The sequence below is a fragment of the Streptomyces sp. NPDC090077 genome (assembly GCF_044747545.1).
In the GTDB taxonomy this organism is placed as follows: Bacteria; Actinomycetota; Actinomycetes; order Streptomycetales; family Streptomycetaceae; genus Streptomyces.
The window spans coordinates 106185-123532 of the sequence record NZ_JBIVEG010000016.1 but is presented as its reverse complement, the minus strand read 5'-3'; the positions used below and the strand labels follow the sequence as shown (position 1 = coordinate 123532).

The 17348-nt window shown below is 75.1% G+C and carries 19 protein-coding genes and 7 tRNA genes; 14 read left to right on the top strand and 12 right to left on the bottom strand.

The annotated features are described in order from the left end of the window. Nucleotides 1–28 precede the first annotated feature (28 nt). Nucleotides 29–844, top strand: a complete 816-nt coding sequence (locus tag ACIPW5_RS25030) for an RNA methyltransferase (protein WP_007263096.1) — start codon at nucleotides 29–31, stop codon at nucleotides 842–844. Nucleotides 845–910: 66 nt separating this feature from the next. Here the strand turns inward: ACIPW5_RS25030 and ACIPW5_RS25025 are convergent, their stop codons facing one another. After that, the gene (locus ACIPW5_RS25025; protein ID WP_401249035.1) at nucleotides 911–2086 is read right to left on the bottom strand and encodes a protein kinase; all 1176 of its coding nucleotides are present in this window, start codon (nucleotides 2084–2086) and stop codon (nucleotides 911–913) included. A gap of 542 nt (nucleotides 2087–2628) precedes the next feature. Here ACIPW5_RS25025 and ACIPW5_RS25020 point away from each other — a divergent pair. Beyond that, complete coding sequence (locus ACIPW5_RS25020; protein ID WP_386382226.1) at nucleotides 2629–2838, top strand: hypothetical protein; 210 nt, start codon at nucleotides 2629–2631, stop codon at nucleotides 2836–2838. 204 nt (nucleotides 2839–3042) lie between these two features. Here the strand turns inward: ACIPW5_RS25020 and ACIPW5_RS25015 are convergent. The 5 genes from ACIPW5_RS25015 to ACIPW5_RS24995 all read right to left on the bottom strand — a co-directional run bounded on the left by ACIPW5_RS25015 (nucleotide 3043) and on the right by ACIPW5_RS24995 (nucleotide 3529). Then, nucleotides 3043–3114, bottom strand: a tRNA-Val gene (locus tag ACIPW5_RS25015). 49 nt (nucleotides 3115–3163) lie between these two features. Continuing rightward, nucleotides 3164–3235: transfer RNA gene (locus tag ACIPW5_RS25010), tRNA-Val, on the bottom strand. A 34-nt stretch (nucleotides 3236–3269) separates the two neighbouring features. Beyond that, a tRNA-Val gene (locus tag ACIPW5_RS25005) sits at nucleotides 3270–3341 on the bottom strand. A 1-nt stretch (nucleotide 3342) separates the two neighbouring features. Next, nucleotides 3343–3416 (bottom strand) — tRNA-Cys (locus ACIPW5_RS25000). A 40-nt stretch (nucleotides 3417–3456) separates the two neighbouring features. Continuing rightward, nucleotides 3457–3529 (bottom strand) — tRNA-Gly (locus ACIPW5_RS24995). Nucleotides 3530–3709: 180 nt separating this feature from the next. On the opposite strand from ACIPW5_RS24995, the gene ACIPW5_RS24990 reads away from it, so the two are divergent. From ACIPW5_RS24990 to ACIPW5_RS24975, 4 genes are all read left to right on the top strand, one after another. Further along, complete coding sequence (locus tag ACIPW5_RS24990) at nucleotides 3710–4795, top strand: chorismate-binding protein (protein WP_401248925.1); 1086 nt, start codon at nucleotides 3710–3712, stop codon at nucleotides 4793–4795. Further along, nucleotides 4792–5613 (top strand): aminotransferase class IV, encoded by an 822-nt coding sequence (locus ACIPW5_RS24985; protein ID WP_401248922.1) that lies wholly within the window; start codon nucleotides 4792–4794, stop codon nucleotides 5611–5613. Before ACIPW5_RS24990 ends, ACIPW5_RS24985 begins: the two co-directional genes overlap by 4 nt. A 61-nt stretch (nucleotides 5614–5674) precedes the next feature. Continuing rightward, nucleotides 5675–6499, top strand: coding sequence for a GNAT family N-acetyltransferase (locus ACIPW5_RS24980; RefSeq protein WP_401248919.1), 825 nt, complete (start codon nucleotides 5675–5677; stop codon nucleotides 6497–6499). A gap of 6 nt (nucleotides 6500–6505) precedes the next feature. Continuing rightward, nucleotides 6506–7165: a hypothetical protein gene (locus ACIPW5_RS24975; protein WP_401248917.1), complete on the top strand. Its 660-nt coding sequence runs from the start codon at nucleotides 6506–6508 to the stop codon at nucleotides 7163–7165. Here the strand turns inward: ACIPW5_RS24975 and ACIPW5_RS24970 are convergent. Then, complete coding sequence (locus ACIPW5_RS24970) at nucleotides 7162–7665, bottom strand: DsbA family protein (protein ID WP_401248914.1); 504 nt, start codon at nucleotides 7663–7665, stop codon at nucleotides 7162–7164. The two genes, ACIPW5_RS24975 and ACIPW5_RS24970, sit on opposite strands and share 4 nt — an antisense overlap. 152 nt (nucleotides 7666–7817) lie before the next feature. Between ACIPW5_RS24970 and ACIPW5_RS24965 the strand changes: the two genes are divergently transcribed. Beyond that, nucleotides 7818–8252 (top strand): hypothetical protein, encoded by a 435-nt coding sequence (locus ACIPW5_RS24965; RefSeq protein WP_401248912.1) that lies wholly within the window; start codon nucleotides 7818–7820, stop codon nucleotides 8250–8252. A 13-nt stretch (nucleotides 8253–8265) separates the two neighbouring features. On the opposite strand, the gene ACIPW5_RS24960 is transcribed toward ACIPW5_RS24965, so the two are convergent. Then, nucleotides 8266–8946 (bottom strand): intradiol ring-cleavage dioxygenase, encoded by a 681-nt coding sequence (locus ACIPW5_RS24960; RefSeq protein ID WP_401248909.1) that lies wholly within the window; start codon nucleotides 8944–8946, stop codon nucleotides 8266–8268. A gap of 265 nt (nucleotides 8947–9211) precedes the next feature. Here ACIPW5_RS24960 and ACIPW5_RS24955 point away from each other — a divergent pair, with 265 nt between their 5' ends. Then, on the top strand, nucleotides 9212–9445 hold the full coding sequence (locus ACIPW5_RS24955; protein WP_401248906.1) for a hypothetical protein: 234 nt from the start codon (nucleotides 9212–9214) through the stop codon (nucleotides 9443–9445). Here the strand turns inward: ACIPW5_RS24955 and ACIPW5_RS24950 are convergent. Continuing rightward, a complete protein-coding gene (locus ACIPW5_RS24950) occupies nucleotides 9386–10012 on the bottom strand; it encodes a CGNR zinc finger domain-containing protein (protein ID WP_401248903.1) in 627 nt (208 codons plus the stop codon). The genes ACIPW5_RS24955 and ACIPW5_RS24950 overlap by 60 nt on opposite strands. Nucleotides 10013–10223: 211 nt before the next feature. Continuing rightward, nucleotides 10224–10637, bottom strand: coding sequence for an SsgA family sporulation/cell division regulator (locus tag ACIPW5_RS24945; protein WP_030011909.1), 414 nt, complete (start codon nucleotides 10635–10637; stop codon nucleotides 10224–10226). A gap of 177 nt (nucleotides 10638–10814) precedes the next feature. Between ACIPW5_RS24945 and ACIPW5_RS24940 the strand changes: the two genes are divergently transcribed. Together ACIPW5_RS24940 and ACIPW5_RS24935 are read left to right on the top strand one after the other, a co-directional pair. After that, nucleotides 10815–11252, top strand: coding sequence for a TIGR02611 family protein (locus ACIPW5_RS24940; RefSeq protein ID WP_401248900.1), 438 nt, complete (start codon nucleotides 10815–10817; stop codon nucleotides 11250–11252). An 84-nt stretch (nucleotides 11253–11336) separates the two neighbouring features. Further along, a tRNA-Val gene (locus tag ACIPW5_RS24935) sits at nucleotides 11337–11408 on the top strand. A gap of 68 nt (nucleotides 11409–11476) precedes the next feature. Here the strand turns inward: ACIPW5_RS24935 and ACIPW5_RS24930 are convergent. Next, nucleotides 11477–13825 (bottom strand): SCO7613 C-terminal domain-containing membrane protein, encoded by a 2349-nt coding sequence (locus tag ACIPW5_RS24930; protein ID WP_401248898.1) that lies wholly within the window; start codon nucleotides 13823–13825, stop codon nucleotides 11477–11479. A 119-nt stretch (nucleotides 13826–13944) separates the two neighbouring features. Here ACIPW5_RS24930 and ACIPW5_RS24925 point away from each other — a divergent pair, with 119 nt between their 5' ends. After that, nucleotides 13945–14418 (top strand): SRPBCC family protein, encoded by a 474-nt coding sequence (locus tag ACIPW5_RS24925; protein WP_401248895.1) that lies wholly within the window; start codon nucleotides 13945–13947, stop codon nucleotides 14416–14418. A 38-nt stretch (nucleotides 14419–14456) separates the two neighbouring features. Further along, a tRNA-Val gene (locus ACIPW5_RS24920) sits at nucleotides 14457–14528 on the top strand. A gap of 75 nt (nucleotides 14529–14603) precedes the next feature. On the opposite strand, the gene ACIPW5_RS24915 is transcribed toward ACIPW5_RS24920, so the two are convergent. Then, nucleotides 14604–15329, bottom strand: a complete 726-nt coding sequence (locus ACIPW5_RS24915) for a 3'-5' exonuclease (RefSeq protein WP_401248892.1) — start codon at nucleotides 15327–15329, stop codon at nucleotides 14604–14606. A gap of 230 nt (nucleotides 15330–15559) precedes the next feature. On the opposite strand from ACIPW5_RS24915, the gene ACIPW5_RS24910 reads away from it, so the two are divergent. Further along, nucleotides 15560–16138, top strand: a complete 579-nt coding sequence (locus tag ACIPW5_RS24910; protein WP_401248889.1) for a DUF4365 domain-containing protein — start codon at nucleotides 15560–15562, stop codon at nucleotides 16136–16138. Next, a complete protein-coding gene (locus ACIPW5_RS24905; protein WP_401248887.1) occupies nucleotides 16138–17346 on the top strand; it encodes a hypothetical protein in 1209 nt (402 codons plus the stop codon). The genes ACIPW5_RS24910 and ACIPW5_RS24905 overlap by 1 nt, the downstream gene beginning before the upstream one ends. The last annotated feature ends 2 nt before the right edge of the window (nucleotides 17347–17348 follow it).

Genomic DNA, 17348 nt, shown 5'->3' with positions numbered 1-17348 from the left:
CGCACCCAGGACAAGGCAGTATCACCCTGTGGCTGATCTCATCACCATCGAAGACCCCGACGACCCGCGCCTGCGCGACTACACGGGCCTGACCGACGTCGAGCTCCGGCGCCGCCGCGAGCCCGCCGAGGGCCTGTTCATCGCCGAGGGCGAGAAGGTCATCCGGCGGGCCAAGGACGCCGGGTACGAGATGCGCTCGATGCTGCTCTCGGCGAAGTGGGTCGACGTCATGCGCGACGTCATCGACGAGCTCCCCGCCCCGGTCTACGCCGTGAGCCCGGACCTCGCCGAGCGGGTCACCGGCTACCACGTGCACCGCGGCGCCCTCGCCTCGATGCAGCGCAAGCCGCTGCCCACGGCCCAGGAGCTGCTGGCCTCGGCGCGCCGGGTGGCCGTCATGGAGGCGGTCAACGACCACACCAACATCGGGGCCATCTTCCGCAGCGCCGCCGCCCTCGGCATGGACGCGGTGCTGCTGTCGCCCGACTGCGCGGACCCGCTGTACCGGCGCTCGGTGAAGGTGTCGATGGGCGCGGTGTTCTCCGTCCCCTACGCGCGCCTGGAGGCCTGGCCCAAGAGCCTGGACACGGTCCGGGAGGCGGGCTTCAAGCTCCTCGCCCTCACCCCGCACGAGAAGGCCTCGCCGATCGACGTGGCCGCCCCGCAGACCCTGGACCGCGTCGCGCTGATGCTCGGCGCGGAGGGCGACGGGCTGTCCACGCAGGCGCTGGTCGCCGCCGACGAGTGGGTGCGCATCCCGATGGCGCACGGCGTGGACTCGCTGAACGTGGGCGCGGCCGCGGCCGTCGCCTTCTACGCGGTGGCCGGCAGCGGCCGCGCGTAGCCGCCGGAACGTACCGGAGGGGGTGCCCCGCCCACGAGGCGGGGCACCCCCTCCGGCCTTTCCCGCTCAGAGCTTCTGCGCGAGGGCGATGCCCAGGGCCACGATCAGGGTGACCACGACGAACACGATCAGCCGCTGCCGCAGCAGCTTCGGGTCCGGCCGGGACGGGCGGCGCCCGGTGCCGGTCGTACGCGGGCCGGGGCGGCCCCCCGTGCGCCCTGCGGTGGATCCGGGGTTCCGGGACGACGAGGGCCGCGACGGGGGCCCGCCGTGGGGGCCCTGCGGCCTGGCGACGGGGGTCGCACCGCCGGTACGCCGTTCCGTGCTGCGGTCCGCCTGGCCCGGGCCCCGCACCTCCGGCCGCGCCACGGGCCGCTCGACGCGGGCCCGCTGCGCGGGCGGGCGCCCGTCGCCCAGCCCCTGCGCCTCGCGGGCGGCGATCTCCTTGAGCCGCATCGACAGCTGGAGCGTGGTCGGCCGTTCCTCGGGGTCCTTGGCCAGGCAGGCCCGCACGAGCGGTGCGAGCGCGTCGGGGACGCCGACCAGGTGCGGCTCCTCGTGCACCACGCGGTACAGCATCACCTCGGAACTGCCGTGCCCGAAGGGCGAGTCGGCGGTGGCCGCGTAGGCGAGGGTGGCGCCGAGGGCGAACACGTCCGTGGCCGGGGTGACGGCGGCGCCGCGCACCTGCTCGGGCGCGAGGAACCCGGGGGAGCCGACCGCGGTGCCCACGTGGGTGAGGGTGCTGGCCCCGGTGGCCCAGGCGATGCCGAAGTCGATGATCCGGGGGCCCTTGGGGGAGAGCAGGATGTTCGAGGGCTTCAGGTCCCGGTGGACCACTCCCGCCTCGTGCACGGCGACCAGGCCCTCGGAGAGCGCGGCACCGATCGCGGCGATCTGCGCGGCCGTCAGGGGCCCTTCCTCGGCGACCTTGTCGTGCAGCGAGGGGCCAGGCACGTACTGGGTGGCGAACCAGGGGCGCTCCGCCTCCAGATCGGCGGCCACCAGCCGGGCCGTGCAGCCGCCGCGGATCCGCCGGGCGGCGGACACCTCGCGCGCGAACCGGGAGCGGAACTCCTGGTCCTCGGCCAGGTCGGGCCGGATCACCTTGAGGGCCACGCGCTGCCCGCGCCGGTCCGAGCCCAGGTAGACCACGCCCATGCCGCCGGCACCGAGCCGCCGGTGCAGTCTGAACGAGCCGACGACACGCGGGTCCTCGCGCCGGAGCCGCATCATCGCCATGTCCACCCCGCTGACGGTCGTCCTGCTGACCTGGCACAGCTTACGGACCATCCGGCACGAGCGCTCAGAGGCCGCGCCCTCCCGGGGAGATTCGATTGTCAGTGCGGGGCAGGCCACTTGAGGGTGTGGAGTCCCCCGCCCCCCTCCGCTGCCCGCGCCCCGCGCCCTGCACCAAACGGCCCTCGCCCCAAGGGGGTTGGCGCCACTGCCGCCCCCACGGCACCCCCTGCCCGAGCGGCCCCGTACCGGCCCGGCGGAGGGGGGCGTCAACACCCCGCCAGACGACACGCGTGTGCGGGGAGTGACGGAAGTGAGCGAAGTCACTACCCTCCGGTCATCCCCCGTCTCCCTTGCCCCCTCCGGGAAAACCCCCACTACGGGGGAGGGATCTACACCCAGGGGAGTAGGCGGGGGGCGGGACCCTCATCCTCCTGGAGGCCCGGCAAGGGGTACGAGGGCATGAGGCCAGGAGCCTTTCCGGCGCCTAGTGTTGAAGACAAGCGGCGGGTGGCGCACTCGTCCCCCGAGGTCACGGCCCGCCGCTGCCAGACGACAGGGAGAGGACCATGGCGGACATCGCACGGCAGGGGCGCAAGGCATTCGCGTTCAACGGCCATGAGTCCGGTACGCGCCACCCGCTGGTGGCCGCGGCCATGGTCCTCCCCCTGGCCGCCCTCCTGCTCTTCCTCTTCGGAGGCTTCGAGCAGGTGGCGGCGCAGGCGTCGTCCGTGGGCGTGATGCTGGGGCGCTGAGCGGCGCCCCGGGTCCGGAAGAGCGGTCCGGACCGGGCCATCGGCCTGTCGTACCCCGTGGGGACGGGGGAGCGACGGACGGCAGGTGAAGGGTGCTGCCCGTACGACTGGGGAGTCGGACGGGCAGCACCCTTTCTCGCGTCCCCACGCGCCGGCACAACGCGGAAGCCCCGGCCGTCGAGACGGCCGGGGCTTCCGGTGCGGTGCGCGATACTGGGATTGAACCAGTGACCTCTTCCGTGTCAGGGAAGCGCTCTCCCGCTGAGCTAATCGCGCGGGCTGCGGCAAAGAACCGCAGGTCGAACAAGGTGGTGCAGGTACTGCGTGCGCGATACTGGGATTGAACCAGTGACCTCTTCCGTGTCAGGGAAGCGCTCTCCCGCTGAGCTAATCGCGCGGGGATCCTTGCGGATCAGGTCCTTGCGGACCAGTGGACGATACTGGGATTGAACCAGTGACCTCTTCCGTGTCAGGGAAGCGCTCTCCCGCTGAGCTAATCGTCCTTGGAGGTGGAGACGGGATTTGAACCCGTGTAGACGGCTTTGCAGGCCGTTGCCTCGCCTCTCGGCCACTCCACCTCGGAGTGTGCAGGGGTTCTCGGGAAGATCCCCCACTCAGAGCGGACGACGAGACTCGAACTCGCGACATCCACCTTGGCAAGGTGGTGCTCTACCAACTGAGCTACGTCCGCAGTGTCACCGTGTTCGCTCCGGGGTTTTTCCCGGCGCTCCCTGGCGACGTGTTGAACTCTAGCGGATTCCCGGGCCAGCTCAAAAACGCGTTTCCGCAGCGTGCTGCCACCCGATCACCGGAGGTCACCCGTCGGTCACCTCACCGGCGCCATCGCGCCACCGGTCATAGACTCGCAGCCGTGCACGACCTGCCTCCCCTGGCCCGCTTCGGCGGCCTTCTCGCGACCGACCTCCGAGACGTCACCGGCGACCCCTCGGCCCTCGACTCCTCCGGGTTCTGGGCGGTGACCGCAGACTTCGAAGGCCGGCTGGTCTGCGCGCGCTTCGGGGACATACGCCCCGACCCCGTCCCCGCACCCGTCCCCGGGGCCTGGCGCGGGCCCGCCGCCGACCGGTGGTCCTCCTCGCTCGACCGCTCCGCGTACGTCGCGGGCGTCCGGCGGATCCGCGAGTACATCGCGGCGGGGGAGGTCTACCAGGCCAATCTCTGCCGCGTGATGTCCGCCCCGCTGCCGGACCCGGCCACCGCCGACGTGGACGCCCTGACCTCGCTCCTCGCGCGCGGCAACCCCGCCCCCTACGCAGGAACGATTCGGCTCAGGGCCCACGGGGTCGAGGTCGCCACCGCATCCCCCGAGCTCTACCTGCGCCGCGACGGCCGCCGCATCGAGTCCGGCCCCATCAAGGGGACCGGCCGCACCGCCGCCGACCTGCTGCCCAAGGACCACGCCGAGAACGTGATGATCGTGGACCTCGTGCGCAACGACCTCGGCCGCGTCTGCTCCACCGGCTCCGTCGCCGTCCCCGAGCTGTGCGCCCTGGAGGAGCACCCCGGCCTGGTCCACCTGGTCTCCACCGTCAGCGGCGAACTCGCCGAGGACGCCGGCTGGCCCGAGCTGCTCGCTGCCACCTTCCCGCCCGGCTCGGTCACCGGCGCCCCCAAATCCTCCGCCCTGCGGATCATCGAAGAGCTGGAGACGGCCCCCCGCGGCCCCTACTGTGGGGGCATCGGCTGGGTCGACGCCGACCGCGGCACCGCCGCGCTCGCCGTGGGCATCCGCACCTTCTGGATCGACCGCGAGGCCCCCGGCGGCCCCCGCCTGAGCTTCGGCACCGGCGCCGGGATCACCTGGGGCTCCGACCCCGAACGCGAATGGGCCGAGACCGAGCTGAAGGCCGCCCGGCTGGTCGCACTGGCCTCCGGCGGCCCCCTGCCCGGCGCGGACGGCACGAAGCACGACCTGAGTGGAGGAACCGTACGGTGAGGATCTGGCTCGACGGCACGCTGCGCGACGCCGATGAGGCGAAGGTGTCGGTACTGGACCACGGGCTGACCGTGGGCGACGGCGTCTTCGAGACGGTCAAGGCCCGGCAGGGCACCCTCTTCGCCCTCACCCGCCACCTGGAGCGGCTGACCCGCTCCGCGCGCGGCCTGGGCCTGCCCGACCCCGACCTCGACGAGGTGCGCCGTGCCTGCGCCGCAGTCCTGGAGGCCAACCCCGTCCCCCTCGGCCGGCTCCGGATCACCTACACCGGCGGTCTGTCCCCGCTCGGCTCCGACCGCGGTGACAGCGGACCCACCCTGGTCGTCGCCGTCGGCGCGACCACCCGCCGCCCCGACACCACCGCCGTGATCACCGTCCCCTGGGTGCGCAACGAACGCTCCGCGCTGACCGGCCTCAAGACCACCTCCTACGCCGAGAACGTGGTCGCCCTCGCCCGCGCCGACCGGGCGGGAGCCTCCGAGGCCCTCTTCGCCAACACCGTCGGCCGGCTCTGCGAGGGCACCGGCTCCAACGTCTTCGTCGTCCTCGACGGCGAACTCCACACCCCGCCCGTCGCCTCGGGCTGCCTCGCCGGGATCACCCGCGCGCTGGCCGTCGAATGGACCGGCGCCCAGGAGACCGACCTCCCCTTCGACGTCCTGGAACACGCCGAGGAGGTCTTCCTGACCTCCACGCTGCGCGACGTCCAGGCCGTCCACCGCGTCGACGGGCGCGTCCTGACCGGCGCTCCCGGACCCGTCACGGCCAAGGCCATGCGGGTCTTCGACGAGCGCGCCGCGTCCGACATCGACCCCTGAGGGCCCCCGGGGCGCCCCGCGCACCGTGGTCACGGCGGCGCGGGGCGGGTAGAACTCGACGATGACCACCACCCTGCGGCCGAGCGGGCCGCTTCAGCAGAGCGACTCCGGCGCGCGCTCGCGCCCGTACGAGGTCCGCGTCAACAGCAGGCGCGTCGGGGCGCTGCTGATCGCCGCCGACACGCCCTTCGGGCCGACGGTGGGGGAGATCCGCGACCTGGTGATCGAAGAGCCGGACCGCCGCCGCGGCCGTGCCACCGTCGCGGCCCTCGCCGCCGAGGAGGTGCTGCGCGGCTGGGGCTGCCGCCGGGTGCGGATCTCCGTCCCGGCCGGCTCCCCGGGCGGGCTCAGGCTCGCCGCGGCCCTCGGGTACACCGAGTCCAGCCGGAACATGGCCAAGGAGCTGCCCGCCGCCCCGCCCGCCCTCTCCGCGGGGGTCCGGGGCCGGCTCATGACGCCGGACGAGTACGCGGCCTGGGACGCACGGGCCCGCGCCGACTACGAGGCGACCTGGATCGCGCGCGGCATGCCGCAGGAGGCCGCCCGGGCCAAATCGCTGGCCGACCACGACGCGCAGCTCCCGCAGGGGCAGGCCACCCCCGGGGTCGTCTTCAGCGTCCTGGAGGCGGCCGGCACGCCTGTCGGCCACGTGTGGGTGGCCCCCGCAGGGGAGGGCTCGTACGTCTACGACGTCGCCGTCGCCGAGGAGCACCGCGGCCACGGGTACGGCCGCGACCTGATGCTGCTCGCGGAGCGCACGGCCCTCGCCGCCGGCCACCGCCTGCTGGCGCTCCACGTGTTCACCACGAACACCCCGGCCCTGCGCCTGTACGAGTCCCTCGGCTACCGTCCCACCCACCTCAACTGCGGCAAGGAGCTGATCTAGGCGGCCATGGGTGTCAGGGAGCGTGAGCGCAAGGTGTACCGGCCGCTGCGGCGGGCCGGGCTGGAGGTGATCCCGGACGCGGTGCCGGACGGCATCGTGCCGTTCGTCGGCGGGTACGGGGGCGAGGACTGCTCGGGGGGCTTCTCCCACCCGTACGACACCCCGCGGCTCGTGGAGCGGCTCAACGAGGACTGGTACGCGCTCGCCGTCTCCACGGGCCTCTTCGACCACCGGCGCGAGTTCCTCGTCATGCTCCCGCAGGGCACCCGGACGCACGCCACGGTCCTGCGGAACATGCGCGAGGGCCGCGAAGCATCGCCGGCGCTGTGGACGCGGGTGCGGCTGCTGGAACGCTGGGACGTGATGGGCCGGGGCGCGGGTTCGGCGTTCCTCGGCGTGCGCGCAGGCCACCCGGGCTTCGGGATGATGGCGCTCGACGGCAGCGTGTACCTCATCTGCTCGACGGGCGAGCGGGGCGTCGACGTGGCCGCGGTGCCCCACCCGCACCGTTCGGAGAACGTCCTGCGGCACCTGGAGTGGTTCGCGGGCTGGGACTACCCCGTGGGCAATCCCGAGCTCAGGCGGCGGATCGCCGCCTGGCTCGCGGCCCGCGGGCCCGCGGCGGCGGGCGCCTCCGCGTCCGCCGTGCCCCCGGGCGTCGCCTAGGCGCTCTCGCCCGCGAGCAGCCGGTCCGCGATCCCCTCGATGCGGGCGCGCAGGCCCTCCTGGCTCTTGCCGCCGTCCAGGCGCTCGCCGCCGATCACGTACGTCGGGGTGCCGGTCACGCCGATGGCCTTGCCCTCGGCCTGGTCGGCGTCGACGATCAGGATGTGCCGGCCGTCGATCAGAGCGGTGTCGAACTCCTCGACGTCCAGGCCGAGTTCACGTGCAACGTCCAGCAGTACGGCCTCGCCGCGCTCGCCCAGTTCGGCGGTGCGGGCGAGTACGGCCTCCGCGTACGGCCAGCCCTGGCCCTGTTCCGCGGCCTCCTCGGCGGCCTGCGCGGCGGCGAAGGCGTGCTTGTGCTTCTCCAGCGGGAAGTGCCGCAGCCGGATGTCCAGCCGGTCGCCGTAGCGGGCCCGCAGGGCGCGCACGTCGTCCAGGGCGCTGTGGCAGTCCGGGCACTGGAGTTCGCACCAGACTTCGAGGATCACGGAATCGGTCATGCGGACAGTCTCCCAGACCCCCTGAGGAGGAGATCCGACCCCGAGATGTCCCGGAGATCCGCGGGGACGGGCCCCCGGGCGTGGCCCCCGGCGCGGGGGCCGGTGCAGGATGGAAGGGACAGCTCACCCGCCGCCCACCGCCGGAGGACCGCATGCTCGCCGAGACCATTTGTTCCGCGGTGTCCGCGGCGGGCCTGGGCATCGCCGCGCTGACCGCGTACCGCAGGCGGTTCCTCGCCGCGACGCGGATCGCGGCGTACTCGCTGGTGCCGGTGGGCCTGGTGCTGACCGGCGTGGTGGCGTGGGTGTCCGGGATGGTCTTCAAGCCGACCGTCTGGATCGGCTTCGGCCTGCTGGGGCTGGCCTGGGTGCTGTTCATGGCCACCCGGGCCGTGGAGCGCCGCGGCCTGGGCCGGGCCCCCAAGGCCCCGAAGCCGGCCGAGGGCGCCCCCGGCCGGGAGGCCGTCGCCCCGGGCGCCTCGGTCCCCTCGCCGGGCACCGGAGGCCGTCAGACCGCCCGGCCGGCCCCGGCCCCCGCGGACGACTTCTCCGACATCGAGGCGATCCTGAAGAAGCACGGGATCTAGGGGTTCCGGAGCTTCACGAGAGGCCCACGGTGAACGCCGCGCGGTAGCCGGTGCCGTCCTGGGCGGGGGTCAGGGTCATCCGGCCGTCGGCCGCCCGGTAGCGGTCGTCGTTGCCGTTCGGGTCGCGGGGGGCCTTGCGGCGCGCGTACGGCTGCCGCCCGTAGACCTCCTTCAGGAAGGCGTCCGGGAGGAAGAACTGCGAGGTGGTCTCGGAGCGCGCGTCGGGCCGGACCTTGAAGTGGATGTGCGGCGCCAGTCCCGCGTACCAGCCCGGCACGATCGTCCCGAAGGAGGCGCGGCCGGCGGCGTCGGTGACCTGGACCCCGCGCAGCCAGGTTTCCTTGCCCTCCGAGTACACGCCCGACGCGTCGGCCTGCCAGATGTCGACGGCGGCGCCCGCGAGCGGCCGGCAGCCGTCCTTCACGCTCACCACGGTCAGCTCCAGCCGCAGCGGTACGCCCTCGCGGCCCTCGGTGACGTCCGAGCGGGTCCGGCCGCGGCCGACGTAGTTCGGGCCCGCGCCCGAGGTCACCGCCAGCACGCAGCCGGGGGTGGCCCCGCCCGACGGCGCCGGGGCGGCCCTGCCGGGCGTGGCCGGGCGGGCGCAAGCCGCCGTCAGTGCGGCGATCCCGGCGGTTCCCGCGGTCAGCAGGAGGGCCCGCCGGCTGGTCGGGAAGGTGTCCTCGTCGGTCATGCGGAGCCTCTCGCGCGTGCGCCCGGGGCCGTCACGTGCGGACGGCCGCCCACCGCGCCCACCGTCCCGCACCCCGGCGGCCGGGCCCGCGACCGACACACGGCCGACCGGGTCCTGCGGCGGACATCTCGTAGCGGATGCGGGGGCCGGTGCGGGGGAGAAGCCGGGGGGAACCACCTGATCTGACGAGAGACGGCGAACTGCCGCGCCGATCATGGCGTGTTGGGGGCGGGACCGGGGCGGGCTGCGCGATCATCGCCCCGACATGCTCGACACATCGCAGGGTGAGCCGCCGGCTCCCGCCCCCGAGGCCCCCATCGCCCGGGCCGCCGCCGTTCTGGCTCCCGAGACCCCGCAGGCCGCGGCCGTCGCCACGGCGGCGGCGTCGGAGGGCCGGGGCTGTCTCTTCGCGCTCTCCCAGCCGCCGCTGATGATCTTCCTAGCGGTGGTCGGGACCCTGCTGCTGCTCGCCGCCCTGCACGACCTCTATCTGCTCTGAGCCCTCGGGCCGGCCGTCCGCCTCCTTGCGGCGGGCCCGGTACGCGGCCACGTGCAGCCGGTTCCCGCAGGTCCGGCTGTCGCAGTAGCGCCGCGAGCGGTTGCGGGACAGGTCCACGAAGGCCCGCCGGCAGTCCGGGGCCTCGCAGCGGCGCAGCCGCTCCTGCTCGCCGGAGACCACGATGAAGGCCAGCGCCATGCCGCCGTCCGCCGCCAGGTGGTCGCCCACCGAGGCGCCCGGCGCGAAGTAGTGCACGTGCCAGTCGTAGCCGTCGTGGTCGGTCAGCTGCGGGGTGGTGCCGGCCGTGGCCACCAGCTCGTTGATGAGTGCGGCCGCCGCACGGGAGTTCGGTGCCGCGAAGACCTGGGCGAACTTGCCCCGGACCGTCCGCACCCCCGCGAGGTCGCGGGCGCCCAGGTCGCCGACGTCGCTGATCGCGTGCTCCTCGACGAAGCCGCGCAGCGCCCCGAGGTCGGGCAGGCCGTCGGGCTGCGCCGGTTCGGCCGCGGTGTTCACCAGCGCGACGACGACGTCGAGCGCGCGACGGGTGTCGTGGGGGATCTGCACGGGGTCGCTCCCTGGGTGCCGGGCCTTGCGGCGGCGGGCCGCTGCCGCCCGCTGGGGGCCGACAATAGCGCTTACCGCGGGAAAGGTACCCGAGCACACCGGCGCCGCCCCCGCGGGTGGCTTCCGCGGGGACAGCGCAGGCACTGCCGTATGTGGTTGTCCGTCCCGCACCGTCGCCCCGAGTCGGACGGTGGCGGGCTGGGGGCCTGGCTCAGCTTTCGGCCAGGATGTGGGACAGCTCCTTGTCGAGGTCGAAGTGCCGGTGCTCGGTCCCGGGTGGGACCGCGGCGTCCGTCCGCTTGAGGAACGACTCGAGGGCTCGGGCGGGTGCTTCGAGCAGCGCTTCTCCCTCCGGTGAGCTCAGGGCGATGCAGACGACGCCCTGGCCGTGGCTGCGGGACGGCCAGACGCGGACGTCGCCGGTGCCGGTGGGCCGGTGGAGGCCCTCCGCGAGGAGGTCGCGGGCGAATACCCATTCGACCGTCTCCTCGGCGCCGGTGTGGAAGGTGGCGTGCACGGCGTAGGGGTCGGCCGTGTCATACCGCAGGCCCGCCGGAACAGGCAGTGAGGACTCGCTCGACACAACGAGGCGCAGGTGCAGCTCGCAGCTGACCGTGGTGTTCATAAGCGCCAGGGCCTTTCGCTCAGTGTGCGCTCGGGGATTCGCACGTCGGCGAAATCGACATGCCACCTACGGTGCCGTTGTAAACCCCTCTGACCGTTTTGCGGAGCTCTGGGTCCCTCGGACGGCGGATCCAAAGCAGCATTCACGTGTGCTTCCGGCTCCGGTAGATTCGTCGCCATGAATACGGGGAGTGACCGCGGAACCAGCGAATCCGTCAGCACCGAGCCGGACGCCGAAGAGGCTCCGCACGAGTCGAAGGCGCCCGCCTTCATCAAGGCCAACCGCAGCCTGCACCTGAGCTGGCAGGTCGGCGTCTTCATCGTCGGCCTCGCCGTCATCGGCGCGGGCGTCGCCATGCTCGTCCTGCCCGGCCCCGGCTGGGTCGCGATCTTCGCGGGCCTGGCGATCTGGGCCACCGAGTTCGCCTGGGCCTCCCTCGTCCTGCGCTGGACGAAGCGCAAGGTGACCGAGGCCGCGCAGAAGGCGCTCGACCCGAAGGTGAGGCGGCGCAACATCATCCTCACCAGCGTCGGCCTCGCCATCGCGGCTGCGCTGATCGGCTTCTACCTGTGGAAGTACGGCCTCACCCTGCCGTGGAACATCAAGGACCAGTGACCGGCACGTCCGGCGCCCGCCCGGTGCCGGTCCGGGGGGTGTCACGGAGCACCGCTGACATGCGGTAATGTTTGCGGTGCGTCCGGGCGATTAGCTCAGTGGGAGAGCACTTCGTTCACACCGAAGGGGTCACTGGTTCGAACCCAGTATCGCCCACCCGGAGCAGCGGCCCGGAGACTCGGAAGAGTCTCCGGGCCGCTGTCGTACGCCCGGCCCCCGCACCCTCAGCGCAGCCGCCCGATCGCCTCCCGCAGCCGGCGGGCGTCGCGCAGCCGCTTCTCGTACGTCGCCCCCACCGCCAGCAACAACAGGCCCGCCAGCGCCGGCGGCAGCCAGCGCGGCAGCACCCCCGCCACCTGCACCACGTACGGGGCCAGCTCGTGCAGCGCCACCGCCGCCAGCACCGCACCGCCCAGCAGCAGCGGCGCCCCGAGCCGGCGCTGCGCACCTGCCAGGGTGACGGCCAGCGCGGCCGTCCCCAGCAGCAGCGGCCGCTGCCAGTGCGCGTCGCCCCAGACGGCGACCATGCTCGGCAGCAGCGCCGCCCCCAGCCCAGGCCCGTACGCGGACCAGGACGAGGCCCCCGGATCCCGGCGGCGGCGCAGCAGCCCCACCGCCAGCGCCGGCACCGCCACCGGCAGCGCGTACGCCTCGGGCACCGCCACCCCCCACGCCGCGAGCCGCACCCAGGCGCCCGCCACGCACAGCGCCCCCGCCGCCCAGCCCAGAGCGCGCCGCTCCACCCGCAGCGCCGCCCCCGCGCAGACCGCCCCGGACAGCCCGAGCACCAGCGCCAGCACCGGCGCGTCACCCGCCGCGAGCGCCACCGCCACCGCCAGGAGCCCCGCCCCGGCCGCCGCGGCCTCCGCCGCGACCCGCACCGGGCCCAGCCGGGGAGCCAGGGCCGCCACCAGCGCCGGGACCGCCAGCAGCGCCACCGCCCGCCAGGACCAGGGCAGCCCCGCCACCGCGCCCAGCGCCACCGCCAGCGCCGCCGCGTACCCGACGGCACCCACCGCGCAGCCCGCCCGCACCGGCACCGTCGCGGCCCCGTGGGCGGCCCCCAGGGCGCAGCAGGCGGCCAGCACCCCGAACACCGCGAAGGTCGCCGCCCGGCCGTCCAGGGCGGCCAGGGACACGCCGAGGGCCCCCACGGCCGCGCACCCCCCGGCTGCGAACGCCACCGCCCGCGCCGGAGCCCGCAACGCCGCCACCCCGGCCGCCGCCACCACCCCGAGCTGCGCGGCGAACACCGCCCAGGCCGGCAGGCCCGGCCGCATCGGCGCCGCGAAGAGCGCCGCAGCGGCGCACACCACCGCCGACGCCCCCGCCACCGGCCGCGGCAGCACCCCGCCCGGCAGCCACAGCGCGCCCGCCGCGAGCAGTAGCGCCACCGCGAGCCCCGCACCCGGCCCGCCCTGCTGCGGGGCCGTCGCCGCCCACACCTCGCGCAGCACCGCCCCCCGGGCCGCGAGCGCCACCGCCACCGCCGACAGCCCCGCGAGCGCCCCGAGGGCGGCCACCGCCGCCCCGGCCCGCAGCAGCCCGCGCCGCACCGCCCCCGGGACGGCGCCCGAGCCCGCCCGCACCGCCGCCGCCGACAGCGCGAGCGCCGCCGCCACCCGCGCCGCGACCGCCCACCACGCGGAGCCCGCCCCGGCCGGGACCAGTGCCCCGACCGCCGACACCGCCGCCAGGCCCCCCACCAGGGCGGCCGCCGAAGCCCGCGGCTCGCGCCATGCCACCGCCACGCCCAGCAGGCCCCCCGCCGCCAGCAGTAGCGCCGGCCCGGCCGCGCCCGGCTCCGCGAGGGACCGGGCCAGCCCCACCGCCAGCGCCGACCCGCCCAGCACCCCCGAGCACACCCAGGCGGGCACCCGTACCGCCTGGCGCGCCACCGCCGCCGCCAGGGCCGCGTCCAGCGCCGCCGTCGCCAGCAGCGCCGCGCCGGCCCCCAGCGGGCCCGCCCCCGCGGCGGCCGCCGCCAGCGGCAGCGGCAGCTGCGCGACCCCCACCGCGGCGAGCAGCGGCAGCCGCAGCCGGCCCAGGGCCGCCCCGTACCCGGCCCAGACCCCCGCCAGCACCGCCGAGGCCCACGCCGTGTACGCGACCCCGTCCGCACCGGGCAGCCCGACCGCGTGCACCGCGTACGCGTCCAGCACCGTCAGCAGCAGCCCGACCCCCGCGACCGCCTCCGCCGTCGACCGCAGCCCGCGCCGCAGCAGCGCGGCGGGCGCGGCCAGCGCCGCCGCCGTGAGCAGCGCCAGCACCGCCGAGCGCCCCCCGATCCCCAGGGAGCCCCAGCTGACCAGGGTGAACGCCAGCGCGGCCACCGCCAGCAGCACCGCGCCCAGGGTCAGCAGCACGTTCTGGGCGCCCCGCTTCGACACCGGGGCGACGGGCGCGGGCACGGGCACGGGCGGCGGGAACGGCGCCGACGGCAGCGGCTGCGCCGCCAGGAAGCGCAGCAGCCAGTCCCGGCGGGCCAGCAAGTACGCGCGCCGGGCGTCCAGTCGGGCCAGCTCGCCGTCGATGAGCGCCAGCTCGTGGGCCGGCGGCAGGGGGGAGTCCATGCTCGGAGTGTGGCGCCCGTCACGCCATCAGGACATGGGCGTGCGTACTCAGATGAACGGTGAGTACCTACTCGGGACACCGGCCGCACGGCAGCCCTCCGGCGGGCCAGACTGGAGCCATGCCGCGCTGGACGCACTACCGCTTCCGCAGCGTGTGGGACCTCGACGCCCCGCCCGCGCTCGTCTACTCCGTGCTCGCCGACGCCGCCCGCTACCCGGACTGGTGGCCCCAGGTCCGCGGGGCCGAGCGGATCGACGCGCGCACCGGGACCGCGCTGATCCGCTCGGTCCTCCCGTACGGGATCCGCGTCACCGTCACCGAGCTGCTCCACGACCCCGCGCACGGAGTCCTCGAAGCCGCCCTGAGCGGTGACATCGAGGGCTGGGCGCGCTGGACCGTCCGCCCCCGGGGCGGAGCCGGCACCGGCCGTACGCGGGCGGTCTACGAGCAGGAGGTCGAGGTGCGGGCCGCCCTGCTGCGCAGGTTCGCGCTCGCCGGCCGGCCGCTGTTCCGGCTCAACCACGCGCTGATGATGCGGGCCGGACGGCGCGGCCTGCGGGCCCTGCTGGCCGCTCCGCCGGAAGCGGTTTGATCCGGCCCCGAGGCTCTTGTATTGTTCAGTCCGTTCCCGGGCGATTAGCTCAGCGGGAGAGCACTTCGTTCACACCGAAGGGGTCACTGGTTCGATCCCAGTATCGCCCACCGGGACAGGCCGGTCCGTCTGATGACGGACCGGCCTTCCGCATGTCCGGCCCCGTTCCCGCAGGTCCCCCCGGATCAGGCGGCCTGCGGCAGCTCCGGGCGCAGCGGCCAGTGCGGATCCACCGCCTCCGGAGTGCCCTGCCGGGCGAACCACGCCTGCAGCCCCCGCGCCTGTGCCGCGTGCCACACCGCCTGGAGCGTGTGCAGCTCCGCCGGGGTCAGCCGCTCCAGCCGGGCCGCGAACCGCCGCCCGACCGCCCGTACGACCTCCAGCGCCGCCTGCGCGTCCACCGACGCGTCGTGCGCCCCCTCCAGGTCTATCCCGTAGTGCGCGCACAGGTCCCCGAGCGTGCGCCGGCCCTTGCGGTAGCGGTCCAGGTGCTTGTCCAGGACCCGCGGATCCAGCACCGTCAGCGGCCTGTTGTCCAGGTACCGCGCCAGCGTCGACGCCCGGTGCCGGCGCAACTCCCGGTCCAGCAGCGTCAGATCGAACGGCGCGTTCATCACCACCACCGGCCGCCCCGCCACCTGCTGCTCGCCCAGTGCGCGGGCTATCTCCTCCACCACCGGCGCCGGCCAACGGCCGTTGCGCTGGAGGTGCTCGTCGGTCAGGCCGTGCACTTCCGTGGCGCCCGGCGGCACCGGAACGCCCGGATTGACCAGCCACCGAGTGGAGCGGACCCGGCCGCCCGCACACTCCTGCACGACGAGCGCGGCGGACACGATCCGGTCCTGCTCGACGTCCACCCCGGTGGTCTCCGTGTCGAAAGCGGCCAGCGGCCCCTCGTACCAGCGTGTCATGGCGAACTCCTCGTCCCCGGTCGGCGGACGGGCCGCACCGGGCACCTCCGCCCCATGACGCGCCGACCCCCGCCGATTCCGTGATACCCGGGCTGTTTGCCCCGTACGCCGTTTGCGGGCAGCCGGGTGCGGAGACAACTCCCTCGGGGGGTCGCACGCATGACCGGTCGTCACCCCGCCACTCCCGTTCACCGTTCACGGCAGGGCCCGGAAGGCATGGGGAGCCGGCCATGGCGCTCACACAGCCCGAACCGGGCGGGGTGCTGCACGGACAGGGCGATCCGCTGACCGGACCGCTGCGCGGCACACTCGCCACCACCGCCTGCATGGAGACCCTCCAGGTGGGCTACCTGCACGCCGTAGCGGCCGCGGCCGGCTGCTCGCTCTCCCAGCCCTTCCCCGACAACGGCGTCGACTGGCACGTCAGCCACGGCGCGCCCGAGCACGTGGTCGACGACGAGGTGACCATCAAGGTGCAGCTGAAGGCGACCTACCAGATACCGCCCCGCCCCGCCGGGGCCAGCTTCGGCTTCACCCTGGACAACGAACACCTGGTGAAGCTGGCGCGGACACCCGTCGCCGTCCACAAGATCCTCGTGGTGATGCTCGTACCGCGGCAGCGGGACCAGTGGTTGAGCGCCGGGCACGACCGGCTCGACCTGCGGCACTGCTGCTACTGGACCAACCTCGCCGGCCACCCCGTGACCGGCCGCCGCCGCACCACCGTACGGATCCCGACGGACCGGATCTTCGACGACCGGGCGCTGTGCGAGATCATGACCCGGGTCGGGTCGGGAGGGACACCCTGATGGACCGGTACCCCGCGCACCTCGAACCGCTGCCCCGCCCCGGACCCGCACCGGGCACCCCCGATCCGGGGCAGGTCGACCCCCAGGTCCTCGGCGCGCTGCTGCACCGGCACGGCTGGCTGCGGCGCGGCGGCGCGGCGGGCCGCTACGGGCGGTGGACCCCGCCGGACCGGGCCGGGACCAGCCTGCTCGTCCCCGAGAACCGGGGCTTCCCCGACTGCGCCGACCTGCTGGAGGAGGCGCTCACCGCGCTGTCCCGCAGCGGGACCCCCGCCGCCCGGGAGGTGCTCCTCGGACTGAGCGTCCCCAGTGACGAGGTCCGCTGGGAGCGGGAGGTCCCGCAGGGGCCCTACGGCTTCCAGGGCGAGGCCGCCTGGCCCGCGCAGGAGCGGCTGCGCTCGGCCGCCCGCCGGCTGCTGCTGGCCGGGGCCCTCGCCGACCGGGCCCGCGCCGGGTACTACGGCGCCCGCCACCGCGCACAGGCCGAGCGCTTCCTGGACGGGGTGCTGGTGGGGCCCGCCCCGGGCGGGCGCAGGCTCGCCGCGTACGTACCCGTGGCGGTGGGGCGCGGGGCGGTGACCCGGCTGCACCACGCGCTGCACGCGGCGCGGGAGGCGGTGGACTACCAGCGGGCGACCGGCGGCATGGAGGCCTTCGACGCCGCCGTGGCCGCGGGGGTCAGCCGGGAGCTCGCCGAGGCGCTGATCTCCCTGGTCCGGGGCTCCGAAGGGGCCCGGATCGCACTGGCCTGGGCACCGGCGGCGGGGGTCCCGGCCGGGTGCGCGGCACGGCCCGAGCCGGTGGAGTTCTCCCCGGGCGACCTGCCGGTGCTGCGGGAGGCCGCCGCCCGCTACACCCGCGCCGAGCCGGCCGTCGCCGTCCGGCTCGCGGGGGCCGTGGTGCGGATGCGGCGCTCGGCGTCCGGCGGCGGGGGGACGGTCCGGCTGCGGGTGCTGTCCGGCGCGGACGTCCCGTACGTACGGGCCGCGCTGGACGAGGAGGGCTACCGGACCGCCGTCCACGCCCATCTGGCCGGACTCCCGGTCAGGGTCAGCGGCCGGCTCTCCCGCCGGGGCGGCTTCCGCCGCCTGGCCCGGGCCTCGGACGTGCAGCCGGTCCCGCTCGACGCGATGGAGCGGGACCGGCTGATGAAGACCCTGGACGCGTCCTACGACCCGGAGGAGGACGTCCTCCCGTCCGACGACTGACG

Coding starts and splice junctions, on each gene's coding strand:
- ACIPW5_RS24940 (WP_401248900.1), top strand. CDS start 10,815: ATGAATACGGGGAGTGACCGCGGAACCAGCGAATCCGTCAGCACCGAG.
- ACIPW5_RS25025 (WP_401249035.1), bottom strand. CDS start 2,086: ATGGCGATGATGCGGCTCCGGCGCGAGGACCCGCGTGTCGTCGGCTCG.
- ACIPW5_RS24965 (WP_401248912.1), top strand. CDS start 7,818: ATGCTCGCCGAGACCATTTGTTCCGCGGTGTCCGCGGCGGGCCTGGGC.
- ACIPW5_RS24915 (WP_401248892.1), bottom strand. CDS start 15,329: ATGACACGCTGGTACGAGGGGCCGCTGGCCGCTTTCGACACGGAGACC.
- ACIPW5_RS24910 (WP_401248889.1), top strand. CDS start 15,560: ATGGCGCTCACACAGCCCGAACCGGGCGGGGTGCTGCACGGACAGGGC.
- ACIPW5_RS24975 (WP_401248917.1), top strand. CDS start 6,506: ATGGGTGTCAGGGAGCGTGAGCGCAAGGTGTACCGGCCGCTGCGGCGG.
- ACIPW5_RS24970 (WP_401248914.1), bottom strand. CDS start 7,665: ATGACCGATTCCGTGATCCTCGAAGTCTGGTGCGAACTCCAGTGCCCG.
- ACIPW5_RS24905 (WP_401248887.1), top strand. CDS start 16,138: ATGGACCGGTACCCCGCGCACCTCGAACCGCTGCCCCGCCCCGGACCC.
- ACIPW5_RS24930 (WP_401248898.1), bottom strand. CDS start 13,825: ATGGACTCCCCCCTGCCGCCGGCCCACGAGCTGGCGCTCATCGACGGC.
- ACIPW5_RS24955 (WP_401248906.1), top strand. CDS start 9,212: ATGCTCGACACATCGCAGGGTGAGCCGCCGGCTCCCGCCCCCGAGGCC.
- ACIPW5_RS24980 (WP_401248919.1), top strand. CDS start 5,675: ATGACCACCACCCTGCGGCCGAGCGGGCCGCTTCAGCAGAGCGACTCC.
- ACIPW5_RS24945 (WP_030011909.1), bottom strand. CDS start 10,637: ATGAACACCACGGTCAGCTGCGAGCTGCACCTGCGCCTCGTTGTGTCG.
- ACIPW5_RS24925 (WP_401248895.1), top strand. CDS start 13,945: ATGCCGCGCTGGACGCACTACCGCTTCCGCAGCGTGTGGGACCTCGAC.
- ACIPW5_RS24960 (WP_401248909.1), bottom strand. CDS start 8,946: ATGACCGACGAGGACACCTTCCCGACCAGCCGGCGGGCCCTCCTGCTG.